The organism is Rhodanobacter sp. FW106-PBR-R2A-1-15 (assembly GCF_058789735.1).
Genome location: NZ_JBYTEM010000022.1, coordinates 29,667 through 42,448, shown reverse-complemented (window position 1 = coordinate 42,448; position 12,782 = coordinate 29,667). Strand labels below are relative to the sequence as shown.

The following is a 12,782-nucleotide window of genomic DNA, read 5'->3' as shown; positions in this document are numbered from 1 at the left end:
GCGTTCCACATGCGCGCGGGCTAAAATGCCGCCATTCCCTCCACGGCCCACCGACATGCAGCATCTGACCATCGTCACCACCGGCGGCACCATCGACAAGATCTACTTTGACGACAAGTCGGACTACAAGATCGGTGCGCCGCAGATCGGCGAGATCCTCGGCCAGCTCGGGGTGGCGTTCCAGTTCGACGTGATTCCGATCCTGCGCAAGGACAGCCTGCACATGGGCGCCGAGGACCGCGCGCTGGTGCGCTCGACGATCGAGGCGCAGCCGCACCGCCACGTGCTGGTCACCCACGGCACCGACACCATGGTCGAGACCGCGCGCGAGCTGGCGAACATCAAGGGCAAGGTGATCGTGCTGACCGGCGCGCTGAACCCGGCACGCTTCCAGGGTTCCGACGCGGTGTTCAACATCGGCTGCGCGGTGGCGGCGGTGCAGACCCTGCCCGACGGCGTCTACATCGCCATGAACGGCCGCGTGTGGGACCCGGCCAAGGTACGCAAGAATCGCGACGCCAACCGCTTCGAGGAAGTGGCCGGCTGAGCCGCGCCATGAAAAAGGGCCCGGTCGATTCGACCGGGCCCGGGGTGCAGCTCCTTGAGTAGAACGGCGAGCCGTCCCTGGTCCGTCAGGGGGCTTACCAGGTGGCTTTCAGCGACACGCCGGAGAACGACGAGTAGCCGCGCACCTTGATGTAGTACGTACCCGACGCCGCGGTAAACGAGCAGCTCTCGTTGTTGCCGGTCAGGTACGGGCGGCAGTCGTAGGTGGTGGTGGTCGGGGCCGAGCCCTTCCTCACGTACAGGTCGGCATCGCCGGTGCCGCTGGAGATCGCGATGGTCAGGTTGCTGCCCGTCGGCACGGTCACCGTGTAGCTCAGCTCCTGCCCGGCCGAGCCGGCCAGGCCGGTCACCGGTACGCCGTTCTGCAGGCCGCCGGTGCTGCCGCCGGTGCTGTAGGACGCCTTGACGGTGACGCCGGAGTACGCCGAATAACCGTGCACCTTGATGTAGTACTTGCCGGCGCTTGGCGCAGCCACGCTGCAGCTTTCCGCATTGCCGGTCTTGTACGGGCGGCAGTCGTAGCTGGTGGTGGTCGGCGCGCTGCCGAACTTGGTGTACAGGTCGGCGTCGCCAGTGCCGCCGGAGATCGACATCATCAGGTTGCTGGCGCCGGTCGGCACGGTGATGAAGTAGTCGTTGTCGCCGCCCGCGGCACCCGACACGCCGGTGACGCCGACGTTGTTCTGCAGCTCGGTGGTGGTGCTGCCGCCACCGCCTGCGCAGGCCACGCCCACGCCGGTGAACGCGGCGGTCACGTCGCTCTTGTTGTAGACCAGATCCTGGGCCGCCGACTCCACGCCGCAAGCGCCGGAGTTGAAGGTGGTGGTGGCGTTCCAGTAGACCTTGTTGGCCAGCGCAAAGACCTGGAAGGCCTTCTTGGTATCCCAGCCGGCGGTCTTGGCGAGCAGGCAGAACGCCTTGTTGTACACGCCGCTGCTGTAGTGCACGTCCATGGTGGAGGTGAAGTTGGCGGCGTTGTCGATCGAGCTGCCGTCCTGCGTCGGCGTGCACATCCAGCGCAGCGCGGTGCCGGTCTTCATGATGTCGGCGCCGACCAGCCAGTCGTTGCTGCCGCGGTCGTAGAACTCGGCCGCCTCGCCGGCGATGTCCGAATAAGCCTCGTTGATGCCGCCCGACTGCCCGGAGTACTGCAGCGCGGAATGCTGCTCGGTGTAGCCGTGGCTGATTTCGTGGCTGGTCACGTCCAGCGACACCAGCGGGTAGAACGTGCTGGCGCCGTCGCCGAAGTACATCGCGGTACCGTTCCAGAACGCGTTCTCGTAGCTGGCCTTGTAGTGCACGTTCATCACCAGCTGGAAGGTCAGTGGTGCCACGCCGACGTAGGCCGTGTACATGTCGTGGGTCACGCCGCCGAAGTGGTGCGCGTCGTTGACCGGCGAATAGGCGCCGTTGATCGCGTCGGTGTCGCTGTTCGGGCAGGTGAAGCTGGCCACCGAGCCGGTGGTGCCCTGGTGCAGGTTGTTGGTCACGACGTCGGTGTTCTGCAGCGTGCAGGTGCTGCCGGACTGGGTCACGTTGAGCGCCGCGTAGTTGGTGCCGTAGACGTACCTGCCGGTCTTGGTGTTGCCGCCGGGACCGGTGGCGGAAGCATCGGTCAGGCCGTTCCAGCTCTGGATCACCTCGCCGGTGTTGGCATCGACGATCGCGGTCGGACGCGACGGATTCGCGCCGTCGACGAAGTAGGACACGCGGTAGACCAGGCGGGCCGGGCCATTCTCCTGCGGGTACACGAACAGGTCGGTCTGCTGGTTGCTGATGGTGGCGCCACCGATCAGGGTGGTGTGCGCGTGCGACTTCAGCGCCGAGATGGCACGGTCACCGCTCAGTCTGGGCGCAACCGAGGCCAAGCCAACCTGGTCTTCCTGCATCAGCTCACCGGTGGCGCGCAACGCGTTGCCATTGGCGTCCTGCACCACGGCAATGCTGCGGCCGTAGACCGGCACGCCGCGGTACATCTGCTGCTGGCGCACGACCTGGTGCCCGTTGGCAATGGCGGCCGCGCCACGCGGCGCCAGCGACATGTTCTGGCCAAGGTTGAGCTGGGCGGCCAGCGAGCTGACCGGTACCGCACCGAGATTCTGTGCATGCAAGGTCTTCGTGTTGGCAGCCGTGGCCACCGAGGCGGCAGCCATGCCGACGGCGGCCACCAGCAGCTTCAGACGGTAATGATTGGGCATTGAAAACTCCTAGACAATTTTCTCGGGACAAACGGGCCCGATGCGGCCACGTAGACCCCATGCAGAATTGCCGTGCAAGGCACGGCCCCTTATTTGGTGCTGTCTAGCGATCCCCAGATACGTCCGGATCGGCTGCCACCCCCTGGCATTCCGTTGCATGGGCAGCGCGTGGACGCGTAGTTGCAAGACGGCGATGACGCCGCCAAAGGATCATCCGTCAACCTCCCCGATGACGAATCCGCCTACGTTATTCCTTGCGGACCACCGCAACAATCTGACTTTTTCCTACGCCGGGTGATGGCAATCACAAGAACGCACGCTGGATGCGCCGCGGCACCAACGGTCGGCGGCACACATGCGCCGCGTGCCGGCGCTGTTTTTGCGCGTGGTGATGCGAACTTGCGTGCGGCGAAGCCGCGGAGCGCCGGCAACTACACGGCGCAAGAAAACGCGGCACAGAAGCCCGCAGGTGTTCCAACCAGTGCGCCGGCGCCACGGCCAGCGGACGGATTCACAGCATGCCGGTCTCGAGCTTGGCCGCGTCGGACATCATCGAATGGGTCCATGGCGGGTCGAACACCAGGTCCACGTCGGCTTCGGCGATGGTGGGGATCATCTCCAGCTTGGTCCGCGCGTCGTCGACCAGGATGTCACCCATGCCGCAGCCGGGAGCGGTCAGGGTGAGCTTCACGTAGACCTTGCGCTCGCCGGACGCGGTCTGCTCCAGGCTGAGGTCGTAAACCAGGCCCAGCTCGACCACGTTCACCGGGATCTCCGGATCGAACACCGTGCGCAACTGGTCCCACGCCAGTTTCTCCACGTCCGCGTTGGTGGCGTCCGCCGGTACCTCGATCGGCGCCGGCCGTTCCTTGCCCAGCGCATCGGCATCGTCGCCGGCGATGCGGAACAGGTTGCCTTCCACGTAGACGGTGAAGCTGCCGCCCAGGGCCTGGGTGATGTAGCCGATCTGCCCGGCCGGCAGGGTGACCTCGTCGCCTTGCGGCACCATCACGGCGCTGCAGTCGCGCACCAGGGTGAAGGGTTCACTGCTTAGACTGAAACCGCTCATGCCAACGCCAATCCTGTCTCTGCGGGCACCGCCTTGCGCCGAGCCCAGGTTGCCTATTATGCCGCCGGCTGCGCGGGGCCGCTTGTCCCAGATCAGGGCGGAACCCGCCGAAGCCAAGGGGCGACACGTTATGATGTGCGCTTTATCCGGCGGAAAAACGCATGCGCCCTGCTCTCCCGATCCGTCGTTGCCGATGAGCATGCGCACCGTCGTGCTGTCGGTGTTCGCGCTGTTCAGCGCCGTCATGCTGGGCCTGGCCGCCGGCGCCGTATGGATGGTGGTGGCGCTGTACCTGCGCCACCCACTGCCGTGGCTGGCGTTGCCGATCGGCGCGCTGCTGGCGTGGATCATCCGCGCCAGCGTGCGCCCGGCGGGCCGGTTCGCGGCGTCGCTGGCCGCGGGCGCCACCGCGCTGGCCGCGCTGTACGTCAACATGCTGGTCGCCGGCGTGCTGATCGCCGGCAACATGGGCATGGGCCTGATCGAAGCGATGCGCACCGCCGGCCTCGGCATGCTGTGGCAGCTGACCCGCATGGCGCTGTCGCCGGCGGACCTGGCCGGTGCCGCACTGGGCATGCTGCTGGCCGCATGGCTGGCCTGGCGCCGGCCGCGCCGGGGTTGAAATTCGGCGTCGAACGGCCGCATCCACCGCCGTTGTAGGAGCGCGCTTGCGCGCGATGCTCTACGCCACGTGACGAAAAGCATCGCGCGCAAGCGCGCTCCTACAAAAAAGTGAGCTGTACCGACCCTGCGAAAGCGCGGCCAGCTCAGGCGTCGATTTCCTTCAGCGCCGCCACCAGTTCGCCCACCGCCGCCTGGCCGTCGCCGTACAGCATGCGGGTGTTGTCGGCGTAGAACAGCGCGTTCTCGATGCCGGCGAAACCGGTGCCCTTGCCGCGTTTGATCACGATCACGTGCTTGGCCGCGCTGACATCGAGGATCGGCATGCCGTAGATCGGCGAGGCCGGGTCGGTCTTGGCCAGCGGATTGACCACATCGTTGGCGCCGATCACCAGCGCCACGTCGGTGGCGGGGAACTCCGGGTTGATGTCGTCCATGTCGGCGATCAGGTCGTACGGCACGCCGGCCTCGGCCAGCAGCACGTTCATGTGGCCGGGCATGCGGCCGGCCACCGGGTGGATGGCGAACTTCACCTTCACCCCGCGCTTGATCAGCAGCTGGGCGAACTCCCACACCTTGTGCTGCGCCTGCGCCACCGCCAGGCCGTAGCCGGGCACGATCACCACGCGCTCGGCGTAGGCCATCATCACCGCCGCGTCGCTGGCGTCCACTGGCTTCTGTGCCCCGCTGATCGCCTGCGCCTCGCCGCCGGCCGCGCCGAAGCTGCCGAACAGCACGTTGCCGATCGAGCGGTTCATCGCCTTGGCCATCAGCTGGGTCAGCAGGGTGCCGGCCGCGCCGACCACCATGCCGGCGATGATCATCGCCTCGTTGCCCAGCACGAAACCCTCGAACGACACCGCCAGGCCGGTGAACGCGTTGTACAGCGAGATCACCACCGGCATGTCGGCGCCGCCGATCGGCAAGGTCATCATCAGGCCGAACAGCAGCGCCAGCGCGAAGAACGTCGCGATCAGCGCCGGGCTGGCATGGCCGGTGGCCAGCAGCACGCCTGCGACCACCGCCGCCGCCAGCAGCAACAGGTTCACCGCGCGCTGGCCGGGGAACACGAAGCGCTTGTCCATCCAGCCCTGCAGTTTGGCGAACGCGACCAGCGAGCCGGAGAAGCTCACCGCGCCGATCAGCGCGCCCAGCACACCCAGCGCCAGCTCGGTCGGCGACAGCGTCGGCGGCAGGCCGTTCACTGCCCAGGCTTCCGGCCGCAGCGGCGAGGTATCCGGCACCACATGCAGCAGCCCCGACGAACGCGCGTAGCCGATCAGCTCGACCGCGCCGATCGCCGCCGCCGCGCCGCCGCCCATGCCGTTGTACAGCGCCACCATCTGCGGCATCGCGGTCATCGCCACGCGCCGGCCGGTCCACCACGCGGCACTGACGCCGATCAGCACCGCGGCAATGATCAGCCCGCGGTTGTGCATGTCCGGCAGGAAGAACGTGGCCAGCACCGCCAGCAGCATGCCGTAGCCGGCCCAGACGATGCCGCCGCGTGCGGTGCGCGGCGAGCTCATGCGTTTCAGGCCGAGGATGAACAGCAGCGCGGCGAGGAAGTAGCACGCCTTGATCACGGTGGGTAGCCAGCTCATCACTTGGCCCCCTTGCCGGCGTCCGGCTTGCTGGACTTGAACATCTCCAGCATCCGCTCGGTCACCACGTAGCCGCCGGCGGCGTTGCCGGCGCCCAGCAGCACGCCGATGAAGCCGATCGCGATCTCGAACGGGGTATTCGCGTGGCCTAGCGCGATCATCGCCCCGACCAGCACAATGCCGTGCACGAAGTTGGAGCCGGACATCAGCGGCGTGTGCAGGATCACCGGCACCCGCGCGATGATTTCATAGCCGGTGAACGCGGCCAGCATGAAGATGTACAGCGCCAGGAAACCGTCGATCATGAGCCCACTCCCCTTCAGAGCCGCCCGCCAGGGCGTCGAGTTCGCATCATACGGGTGCCGGTCAACCCGTGCGAGCCTGCCGCGTTGAACCACGGGAACCCACCGCTGGAGCCCGAGGATGCTTCACCCGATGCTGTGGCCGACGAGCCCATGAACGGCGTGGCCGGCACGCTCGGCACGGACCTGCTGGGCGAGGCCCGCGAAACCCCTGCCACGCTGGACGCGTTCCTGGCGCAGGTCGAGCGGCGCGCGTTCCGCATGGCCGAGCTGCAGCTGCGCCACCGCGAGGACGCCATGGACGCGGTGCAGGACGCCATGCTGCGGCTGGTCAGGCATTACCGCGACAAGCCCGCCACGGAGTGGGCGCCGCTGTTCTGGGGCATCCTGCGCCGGCGCGTGGTCGACCTGCAGCGCCGCCGCAAGGTGCGCTCGATCGTGGTGGGCTGGCTCGGCGGCGGCCGCGACGACGACGGCGGCGAGCTGCCCGCCTGGGAGCCGGCCGATCCCGGCCAGGATCCGCTGGGCCGGCTGCACGACGTACAGTCGTATGCGGAACTGGTGGCCGCGATCCGGCAACTGCCGCAACGCCAGCGCGAAGCGTTCATGCTGCGCATGCTGGAAGGGCTGGACGTGGCCGAAACCGCCCGCGCCATGGGCTGCTCCGAGGGCAGCGTGAAAACCCATCTGTCGCGCGCGATGCACCACCTGCGCGACCAACTGGAGGACTGGCGATGAACTCGCCCGATAGCAGCAGGCCCGATAACAGCAGACACGACAACGGCGGGCCCGACCGGCAGCTCGAACAGCACGCCCGCAAACTCTGGCGCGAGGCTGCGCAGCGCATCGACCCGGGCACGGCCGGACGCCTGCGCGCGGCACGGCGACAGGCGCTGGAAACCGCGCAGACCCCGGCGCGCCGCGCCGTGCGCTGGCTGATCCCCACCGGTGCGTTCGCCGTCATCGCGCTGGCGGCGGTGATGGTGTGGCAGCAGCCCTTGCCGCAGCACACCCCTACCACGCTGCACGCCGCCGGCAGCATCGACGAGGTGGACACCGAACTGCCGCCTGACGCCGACAAGGCCGACCCGAACCTCTACCAGAACCTCGATTTCTACGGCTGGCTGGCCTCCACCGGTAACCATACGGCGGCCCGCTGAGCCATGATCCGAATTCTCCGCCCGCTCCTGCCGCTGCTGCTGGCCGCCCTGCTCGGCGGCGTTGCGACGCCATCGCTGCATGCGCAGGAGGCGCCAGTATCGCCGCCGCCCGCTGGCGACATGCCGGCGCCGCGCCCGTGGAGCAGCCTCGACTCAAGCCAGCACGAGGTGCTGGCGCCGCTGCAGAAAACCTGGGACAGCATGTCGCCACGCAAGCAGTCGCGCATGCTCCAGCGCGCCGAGCACTGGGTTACCCTGCCGCCGGAACGGCGCGAGGAAATCCGCCAGCACATCACCCGCTGGCAGCAGATGACGCCGGACGAACGGCGCCAGGCACGCGAGAACATGCACAAGTTCCACCAGTTGCCGCCGCAGCAGCGCGAGCGGCTGCACGCCACCTTCGAGCATTTCCAGCAGCTGCCGCCCGATCAACGCGAGAAACTGATCCGCGAATGGCACGCGCTGCCGCCCGCCGAACGCCTGCACTGGGACGAGCACCACGGCCACGACCGGCCGCCGCCGGGTGCTCCAGGCCACCCCTGATTTTTCCAGGCCCCCCGAAACCTGTAGGAGCCCGCTCGCGGGCGATGCTTCTGCTCTTGCGAATCCCGAATCCCGAATCCCGAATCCCGGCCTTCAAGGCATCGCTCGCGAGCGGGCTCCTACAAACGGGTTTGGGCGCTGCCCCTACGGTGCCGCGAAGTACGTAGGGCGGGCACTGCCCGCCGGCATGTGACGGCAAGAGCGGCGGGCCGTGCCCGCCCTACGAAACGGCGAAGCGCGTCTCGCCGGCGTGAGTGAGGCAGCTCTTCGCCACCAGCTCGTCGTCGAAATCCGGCTTCAACGCGCCATCGTGCAGCAGCAGTTCCAGGAAGTTGAACACGTTGCGCGCGTACATCTCCGATGCATGCAGCGGCGCCCCGGCCGGCAGGTTGAGCGGGCCCAGGATCACCACGCCGCCGTGCTCGACGCGCTCGCCCGGCCGGGTCAGCTCGCAGTTGCCGCCGCTCTCGGCGGCCAGGTCGACGATCAGCGCACCCGGCTTCATGCCCTCGACCATCGCCGTGCCGAGGATCTTCGGTGCCGGCCGCCCCGGCACCGCCGCGGTGCTGACCACCACGTCGAACGATTTCAGGTGCTCGGCCAGCGCCTGCTGCTGCGCGGCGCGTTCCTCCGCCGACAGCTCGCGCGCGTAACCGCCGCTGCCGGCGGCGCTGACGCCAAGATCGAGGAACTTCGCGCCCAGCGATTCCACCTGCTCGCGCGTTTCCGGGCGTACGTCGTAGCCCTCGGTCTGCGCGCCGAGCCGGCGCGCGGTGGCGATCGCCTGCAGGCCGGCCACACCGGCGCCGATCACCAGCACCTTCGACGGCCGGATGGTACCGGCAGCGGTGGTCAGCATCGGGAAAAACTTTGGCGAGGCCTCGGCCGCGATCAGCATGGCGCGGTAACCGGCCACCGCCGCCTGCGAGCTCAAGACGTCCATCGCCTGGGCGCGGGTGGTGCGCGGCAGCAGCTCCAGCGAGAACGCGGTGAGCTTGCGTGCGGTCAGCGCGGCGATGCGGGCGGTCGCGCCGTAAGGACGCAACTGGCCGACCACCACGCTGCCTTCACGCAGGCCGGCGAATACCGCATCGTCCGGCGGCAGCACGCAGGCCAGCACGTCGGCCTGCGCCAGCACACTGGCGGCATCGGCGAACTCGGCCTCGGCATAGCTGGCGTCAGGAAAACCCGCGGCACGCCCGGCGTCGTGTTCCAGCAGCACGCGCAGGCCCTTGCCGCGCAGTTTCTTCGCCATCTCGGGCGTGATCGCCACGCGCCGCTCCCCGGCGGCGGTCTCACGCAGGGCGGCTACAGTGATCGGCATGGTGCTGTCCCCTCGGCAGTGGTCCGGCCATCTTAGCGGCAGTGGCGGCCTTTGATCCGAACCGATCCGAAAGAGTAAGCTGGCCCGCCGGCAGCGACTGGCCGGGGTCATCGCCGGAGATCCCGATGCCCGCCATGCCCGACGCTTTCCACGACCTGCTGGCCCTGGCGCGCAGCGCGCGCGAACAGGCCTATGCGCCGTATTCGAACTTCCTGGTCGGCGCCGCCCTGCTGACCCGCGACGGCCGCCGCTTCAGCGGCTGCAACGTGGAAAACGCCTCCTACGGCCTGTGCAACTGCGCCGAGCGCACCGCCCTGTGCAATGCCATCGCCGCCGGCTGCCGCCCCGGCGACTTCGCCGCTATCGCGGTGATCGCCGACAGCGATGCGCCGGTCAGCCCCTGCGGCGCCTGCCGCCAGGTGATGGCCGAACTGTGCGGCGACGCCATGCCGGTGCTGCTGGCGAACCTGCACGGCGATACCGAGCAGACCAGCGTGGCCGCCCTGCTGCCCGGCTCGTTCAAGTTGCCGTTGTCGGCCTGACGGTTCGCGCGGAACGGCCGCGCCGGCTAGCATGGGCATTCCCCGGCGAAAGTACCGCTCCATGTCCGCTGCCCTGTCCCTGCTTCAGCAACGCCATTCCGTACCCTCGCGCCAGCTCGGCGAGCCGGCGCCGGACGAGGCCACCCTGCACGAGTTGCTGGCAGCGGCGATCCGCGTGCCCGACCACGGCAGGCTGGTGCCGTTCCGGCTGATCCGCCTTGAAGGCGCGGCGAAGCTGGCGTTCGGCGAGCGGCTGGCGGCGATCGCCATCCGCAATCACCCGGAGATGTCCGAAGCCAAGCTGGAGAAGGAGCGCACCCGCTATACCTTCGCGCCACTGGTGATCGCGGTGGTCGCACGCCTGCACGCCGACAGCACGGTGCCCGAGATCGAGCAGAAGCTGTGCGCCGGCAACGTCGCCTACAACATCTTGCTCGGCGCGTACGCACTGGGCTACGGCGGCCAGTGGCTGACCGGCTGGGCCGCCTACGACCGCGAGGCAGCCGGCGTCCTCGGTCTGGCCGACAACGAGCACGTGGTCGGCTTCGTCCACCTCGGCACGCCGCAGATCGACGTGCCCGATCGCGAGCGCCCGGCGCTGGAGGAGTTGCTCTCCACGTGGGCACCGTGAGCGCGCCGGTGAACGGACGTCCAGCCGTCCATCTGATTGATGGCAGCATGTACGTTTTCCGCGCCTGGCACTCGATGCCGGACGAGTTCTTCGACGCCGACGGCCACCCGGTCAACGCAGTGCACGGCTACACCCGCTTCCTGTGCGAACTGCTGGAACGCGTGCAGCCCGAACACGTCGCGGTGGCGTTCGACGCCTCGCTAACCAGCTCGTTCCGCAACGCGATCTACCCGCCGTACAAAGCCAACCGCGAATTGCCGCCGCCCGACCTGGAGCGGCAGTTCGTGCAGTGCCGCGCGATCACCGAGGCGCTCGGCGTGCACCTGATGATCGACCACAGTTTCGAGGCCGACGACCTGATCGGCAGCACCGTGTGGAACCTGCGCGCGCAGGGCTGGCGCAGCGTGATCGTTTCCGCCGACAAGGACTTCGGCCAGCTGCTGGGCGAGCACGACGAGCAATGGGACTACGCCCGCGGCCTACGCTGGGGGCCGGCCGGCGTGCACGAGAAACTCGGCGTGCACCCGCACCAGGTGGCCGACTACCTGGCGCTGTGCGGCGACAGCGTGGACAACATCCCCGGCGTGCCCGGCGTCGGCGCCAAGACCGCCGCCGCCCTGCTCAGCCACTTCGGCAGTCTCGACGCCCTGCTCGACCGCGTCGACGAAGTCGCCTTCCTGCGCCTGCGCGGCGCCGCCACCTGCGCCGCGAAGCTGCGCGAGCACGCCGAACAGGCGCGGCTGTATCGCCGACTCACCCGCATTGCGCTGGATGCTCCGGGGGCCAGCACTGTCGAAACGCTGCAGCGCCAACCTCGCCAACCCGACCAGCTCGAAGCCCTGTGCGAACAACTCCGCCTCGGCGCCTTCACCCGCAGCCGCCTGCGCGCGCTGCTGCGCTGACGCTTTTCCCCACCAGGTAGGGCGGGCACCGCCCGCCAGCTCTCCACCTGGCCATGCGCCCCGACAGCGGCGGCGGGCGGTGCCCGCCCTACGAAACTAACCGAAAGTCCAGAAGAGCACCCCCACCCAACCTCCCCCTGCGGTGCAGGGGGAGGGGCCAAACCCCTGCAACCTTGCTCCCTCCCCTGCATCGCAGGGGAGGGCTGTGACCGAAGGGAATCCCTTGCGGAGGGTGGGGCGCTTTTGACCCTGTCATGCTCCACAAAAAGAGCGCTCGGACGAGCTACGCCTCGTCGGCAGGATTTGCCGTGAGCATCTCGCGCACAGCGGACTCCAGGGGTGGGAGGTGTTGCTGCACCACCATCAACACAGTCTGCGCATCGATGTCACCCAGATAGTTGTGCACCAGGATGTTGCGAAAACTGCTTCCAGGGAATGGCCGGATATTGGGCCTTGACGACCTCGGGCAACTGCTGGGTGGCTTCCGACAAGGTTTGCAGATTGCGCAGACTGGCGTCGTACAGCACCTCGTCACGCGTCAGGTCACCGCGCTGCTGGATACGGTCGATTTTTCCGATGGTATCCAGAATATGTCTGGCATAGGCCTGTCATGCCTCACTCACAGATCGACCGCCTCTTGCAGCACGCGCGCTCGAATATGGCGGTTCAACTCGTGCTCAGGAACGACATCCAGCCGGCGCCCGGTAATCTCGGCCAACCGTTCGGCCAGCGGCAGGCGTTGTGCGAACAAGTCATAACCCCGGGGAAAATCGACCAGGAAATCGATGTCGCTGTCCGGCCGCTCCTCGCCCCGAGCCACTGAACCAAACACACGAATCCGCCGCGCACCATATTGACAGCACGCGGCATGGATCGCGTCCTTCTGTGCGTGCAGCGCATCGAGCAACATGACTGACGTTCCTGTAACCAAGGCTTGGCCCGTGCAACGGCCTTGATCGTACTGCATGCCTTCCGCCACCTGCCAGTCGTCGCATGAGGGAAGGCCCAGGCAGGAGAAGCCAACCTGAAGCCGCACGCCTTGCTCCCTCCCCTGCATCGCAGGGGAGGGTTGGGGCGGGGTGCTCTTGATCTTCCCGCCAGCCCGGAGCCACCCCCTCCTAACCTCCCCCTGCCTTGCAGGGGGAGGAACCGAGAACCTGCATCGCCGCGGCTTTGCTCCCTCCCCTGCATCGCAGGGGAGGGCTGGGGTGGGGTGCTCTTGATCTTCTTCGCCAGCCCGGAGCCACCCCCTCCTAACCTCCCCCTGCCTTGCAGGGGGAGGAACCGAGAACCTGCATCGCCGCGGCTTTGCTCCCTCC

14 protein-coding genes and 1 pseudogene are annotated in these 12,782 nt (G+C 68.0%); 8 read left to right on the top strand and 7 right to left on the bottom strand.

Annotation, left to right across the window (positions count from 1 at the left end; all coding sequences use genetic code 11):
* Positions 1–55 precede the first annotated feature (55 nt).
* Positions 56–547, top strand: coding sequence for an asparaginase domain-containing protein (locus AC3WTD_RS12250; RefSeq protein WP_114344459.1), 492 nt, complete (start codon positions 56–58; stop codon positions 545–547).
* A gap of 94 nt (positions 548–641) precedes the next feature.
* On the opposite strand, the gene AC3WTD_RS12245 is transcribed toward AC3WTD_RS12250, so the two are convergent.
* Positions 642–2,765 (bottom strand): M4 family metallopeptidase, encoded by a 2,124-nt coding sequence (locus AC3WTD_RS12245; protein WP_492613949.1) that lies wholly within the window; start codon positions 2,763–2,765, stop codon positions 642–644.
* Positions 2,766–3,276: 511 nt separating this feature from the next.
* Positions 3,277–3,834, bottom strand: a complete 558-nt coding sequence (gene sufT, locus AC3WTD_RS12240) for a putative Fe-S cluster assembly protein SufT (protein ID WP_027493528.1) — start codon at positions 3,832–3,834, stop codon at positions 3,277–3,279.
* A 193-nt stretch (positions 3,835–4,027) separates the two neighbouring features.
* Between sufT and AC3WTD_RS12235 the strand changes: the two genes are divergently transcribed.
* Positions 4,028–4,456, top strand: coding sequence for a hypothetical protein (locus AC3WTD_RS12235; RefSeq protein ID WP_492613948.1), 429 nt, complete (start codon positions 4,028–4,030; stop codon positions 4,454–4,456).
* Between the two features lie 145 nt (positions 4,457–4,601).
* Here AC3WTD_RS12235 and AC3WTD_RS12230 read toward each other — a convergent pair whose 3' ends face one another.
* Both AC3WTD_RS12230 and AC3WTD_RS12225 read right to left on the bottom strand, forming a co-directional pair.
* Complete coding sequence (locus AC3WTD_RS12230) at positions 4,602–6,059, bottom strand: NAD(P)(+) transhydrogenase (Re/Si-specific) subunit beta (RefSeq protein WP_027493530.1); 1,458 nt, start codon at positions 6,057–6,059, stop codon at positions 4,602–4,604.
* Complete coding sequence (locus tag AC3WTD_RS12225; RefSeq protein WP_027493531.1) at positions 6,059–6,364, bottom strand: NAD(P) transhydrogenase subunit alpha part 2; 306 nt, start codon at positions 6,362–6,364, stop codon at positions 6,059–6,061. The genes AC3WTD_RS12230 and AC3WTD_RS12225 overlap by 1 nt, the downstream gene beginning before the upstream one ends.
* A gap of 150 nt (positions 6,365–6,514) precedes the next feature.
* On the opposite strand from AC3WTD_RS12225, the gene AC3WTD_RS12220 reads away from it, so the two are divergent.
* From AC3WTD_RS12220 to AC3WTD_RS12210, 3 genes are read left to right on the top strand one after another with little or no spacing between them, the layout of a single operon-like run.
* Entirely contained in the window at positions 6,515–7,099 is a 585-nt protein-coding gene (locus tag AC3WTD_RS12220) for an RNA polymerase sigma factor (RefSeq protein WP_492613947.1), read from the top strand.
* The gene (locus AC3WTD_RS12215; protein ID WP_027493533.1) at positions 7,096–7,521 is read left to right on the top strand and encodes a hypothetical protein; all 426 of its coding nucleotides are present in this window, start codon (positions 7,096–7,098) and stop codon (positions 7,519–7,521) included. Before AC3WTD_RS12220 ends, AC3WTD_RS12215 begins: the two co-directional genes overlap by 4 nt.
* Before the next feature lie 3 nt (positions 7,522–7,524).
* Positions 7,525–8,064, top strand: coding sequence for a DUF3106 domain-containing protein (locus AC3WTD_RS12210; RefSeq protein ID WP_027493534.1), 540 nt, complete (start codon positions 7,525–7,527; stop codon positions 8,062–8,064).
* A gap of 220 nt (positions 8,065–8,284) precedes the next feature.
* Here the strand turns inward: AC3WTD_RS12210 and AC3WTD_RS12205 are convergent, their stop codons facing one another.
* The gene (locus AC3WTD_RS12205) at positions 8,285–9,388 is read right to left on the bottom strand and encodes an NAD(P) transhydrogenase subunit alpha (RefSeq protein WP_492613946.1); all 1,104 of its coding nucleotides are present in this window, start codon (positions 9,386–9,388) and stop codon (positions 8,285–8,287) included.
* A gap of 125 nt (positions 9,389–9,513) precedes the next feature.
* On the opposite strand from AC3WTD_RS12205, the gene cdd reads away from it, so the two are divergent.
* The 3 genes from cdd to AC3WTD_RS12190 all read left to right on the top strand — a co-directional run bounded on the left by cdd (position 9,514) and on the right by AC3WTD_RS12190 (position 11,463).
* Positions 9,514–9,930, top strand: coding sequence for a cytidine deaminase (gene cdd, locus AC3WTD_RS12200; RefSeq protein ID WP_027493536.1), 417 nt, complete (start codon positions 9,514–9,516; stop codon positions 9,928–9,930).
* 61 nt (positions 9,931–9,991) lie between these two features.
* Positions 9,992–10,561, top strand: a complete 570-nt coding sequence (locus AC3WTD_RS12195; RefSeq protein ID WP_492613945.1) for a nitroreductase family protein — start codon at positions 9,992–9,994, stop codon at positions 10,559–10,561.
* Entirely contained in the window at positions 10,549–11,463 is a 915-nt protein-coding gene (locus tag AC3WTD_RS12190; protein WP_027493538.1) for a 5'-3' exonuclease, read from the top strand. The genes AC3WTD_RS12195 and AC3WTD_RS12190 overlap by 13 nt, the downstream gene beginning before the upstream one ends.
* A 283-nt stretch (positions 11,464–11,746) precedes the next feature.
* On the opposite strand, the pseudogene AC3WTD_RS12185 reads toward AC3WTD_RS12190, so the two are convergent.
* Together AC3WTD_RS12185 and AC3WTD_RS12180 are read right to left on the bottom strand one after the other, a co-directional pair.
* Positions 11,747–12,041: pseudogene (locus AC3WTD_RS12185) on the bottom strand (HepT-like ribonuclease domain-containing protein).
* A gap of 41 nt (positions 12,042–12,082) precedes the next feature.
* Positions 12,083–12,373 carry a nucleotidyltransferase family protein gene (locus AC3WTD_RS12180; protein ID WP_492613944.1) on the bottom strand — a complete coding sequence of 97 codons (291 nt, stop codon included), beginning with the start codon at positions 12,371–12,373 and terminating at the stop codon, positions 12,083–12,085.
* Between the last annotated feature and the right edge of the window lie 409 nt (positions 12,374–12,782).

Bases quoted from the DNA above. Each gene is read 5' to 3' on its own strand.
- AC3WTD_RS12215 (WP_027493533.1), top strand. From the start codon at position 7,096: ATGAACTCGCCCGATAGCAGCAGGCCCGATAACAGCAGACACGACAAC.
- AC3WTD_RS12245 (WP_492613949.1), bottom strand. From the start codon at position 2,765: ATGCCCAATCATTACCGTCTGAAGCTGCTGGTGGCCGCCGTCGGCATG.
- AC3WTD_RS12210 (WP_027493534.1), top strand. From the start codon at position 7,525: ATGATCCGAATTCTCCGCCCGCTCCTGCCGCTGCTGCTGGCCGCCCTG.
- AC3WTD_RS12195 (WP_492613945.1), top strand. From the start codon at position 9,992: ATGTCCGCTGCCCTGTCCCTGCTTCAGCAACGCCATTCCGTACCCTCG.
- AC3WTD_RS12235 (WP_492613948.1), top strand. From the start codon at position 4,028: ATGAGCATGCGCACCGTCGTGCTGTCGGTGTTCGCGCTGTTCAGCGCC.
- AC3WTD_RS12205 (WP_492613946.1), bottom strand. From the start codon at position 9,388: ATGCCGATCACTGTAGCCGCCCTGCGTGAGACCGCCGCCGGGGAGCGG.
- AC3WTD_RS12230 (WP_027493530.1), bottom strand. From the start codon at position 6,059: ATGAGCTGGCTACCCACCGTGATCAAGGCGTGCTACTTCCTCGCCGCG.
- AC3WTD_RS12220 (WP_492613947.1), top strand. From the start codon at position 6,515: ATGAACGGCGTGGCCGGCACGCTCGGCACGGACCTGCTGGGCGAGGCC.
- AC3WTD_RS12180 (WP_492613944.1), bottom strand. From the start codon at position 12,373: ATGTTGCTCGATGCGCTGCACGCACAGAAGGACGCGATCCATGCCGCG.
- AC3WTD_RS12250 (WP_114344459.1), top strand. From the start codon at position 56: ATGCAGCATCTGACCATCGTCACCACCGGCGGCACCATCGACAAGATC.
- AC3WTD_RS12225 (WP_027493531.1), bottom strand. From the start codon at position 6,364: ATGATCGACGGTTTCCTGGCGCTGTACATCTTCATGCTGGCCGCGTTC.
- sufT (WP_027493528.1), bottom strand. From the start codon at position 3,834: ATGAGCGGTTTCAGTCTAAGCAGTGAACCCTTCACCCTGGTGCGCGAC.
- cdd (WP_027493536.1), top strand. From the start codon at position 9,514: ATGCCCGCCATGCCCGACGCTTTCCACGACCTGCTGGCCCTGGCGCGC.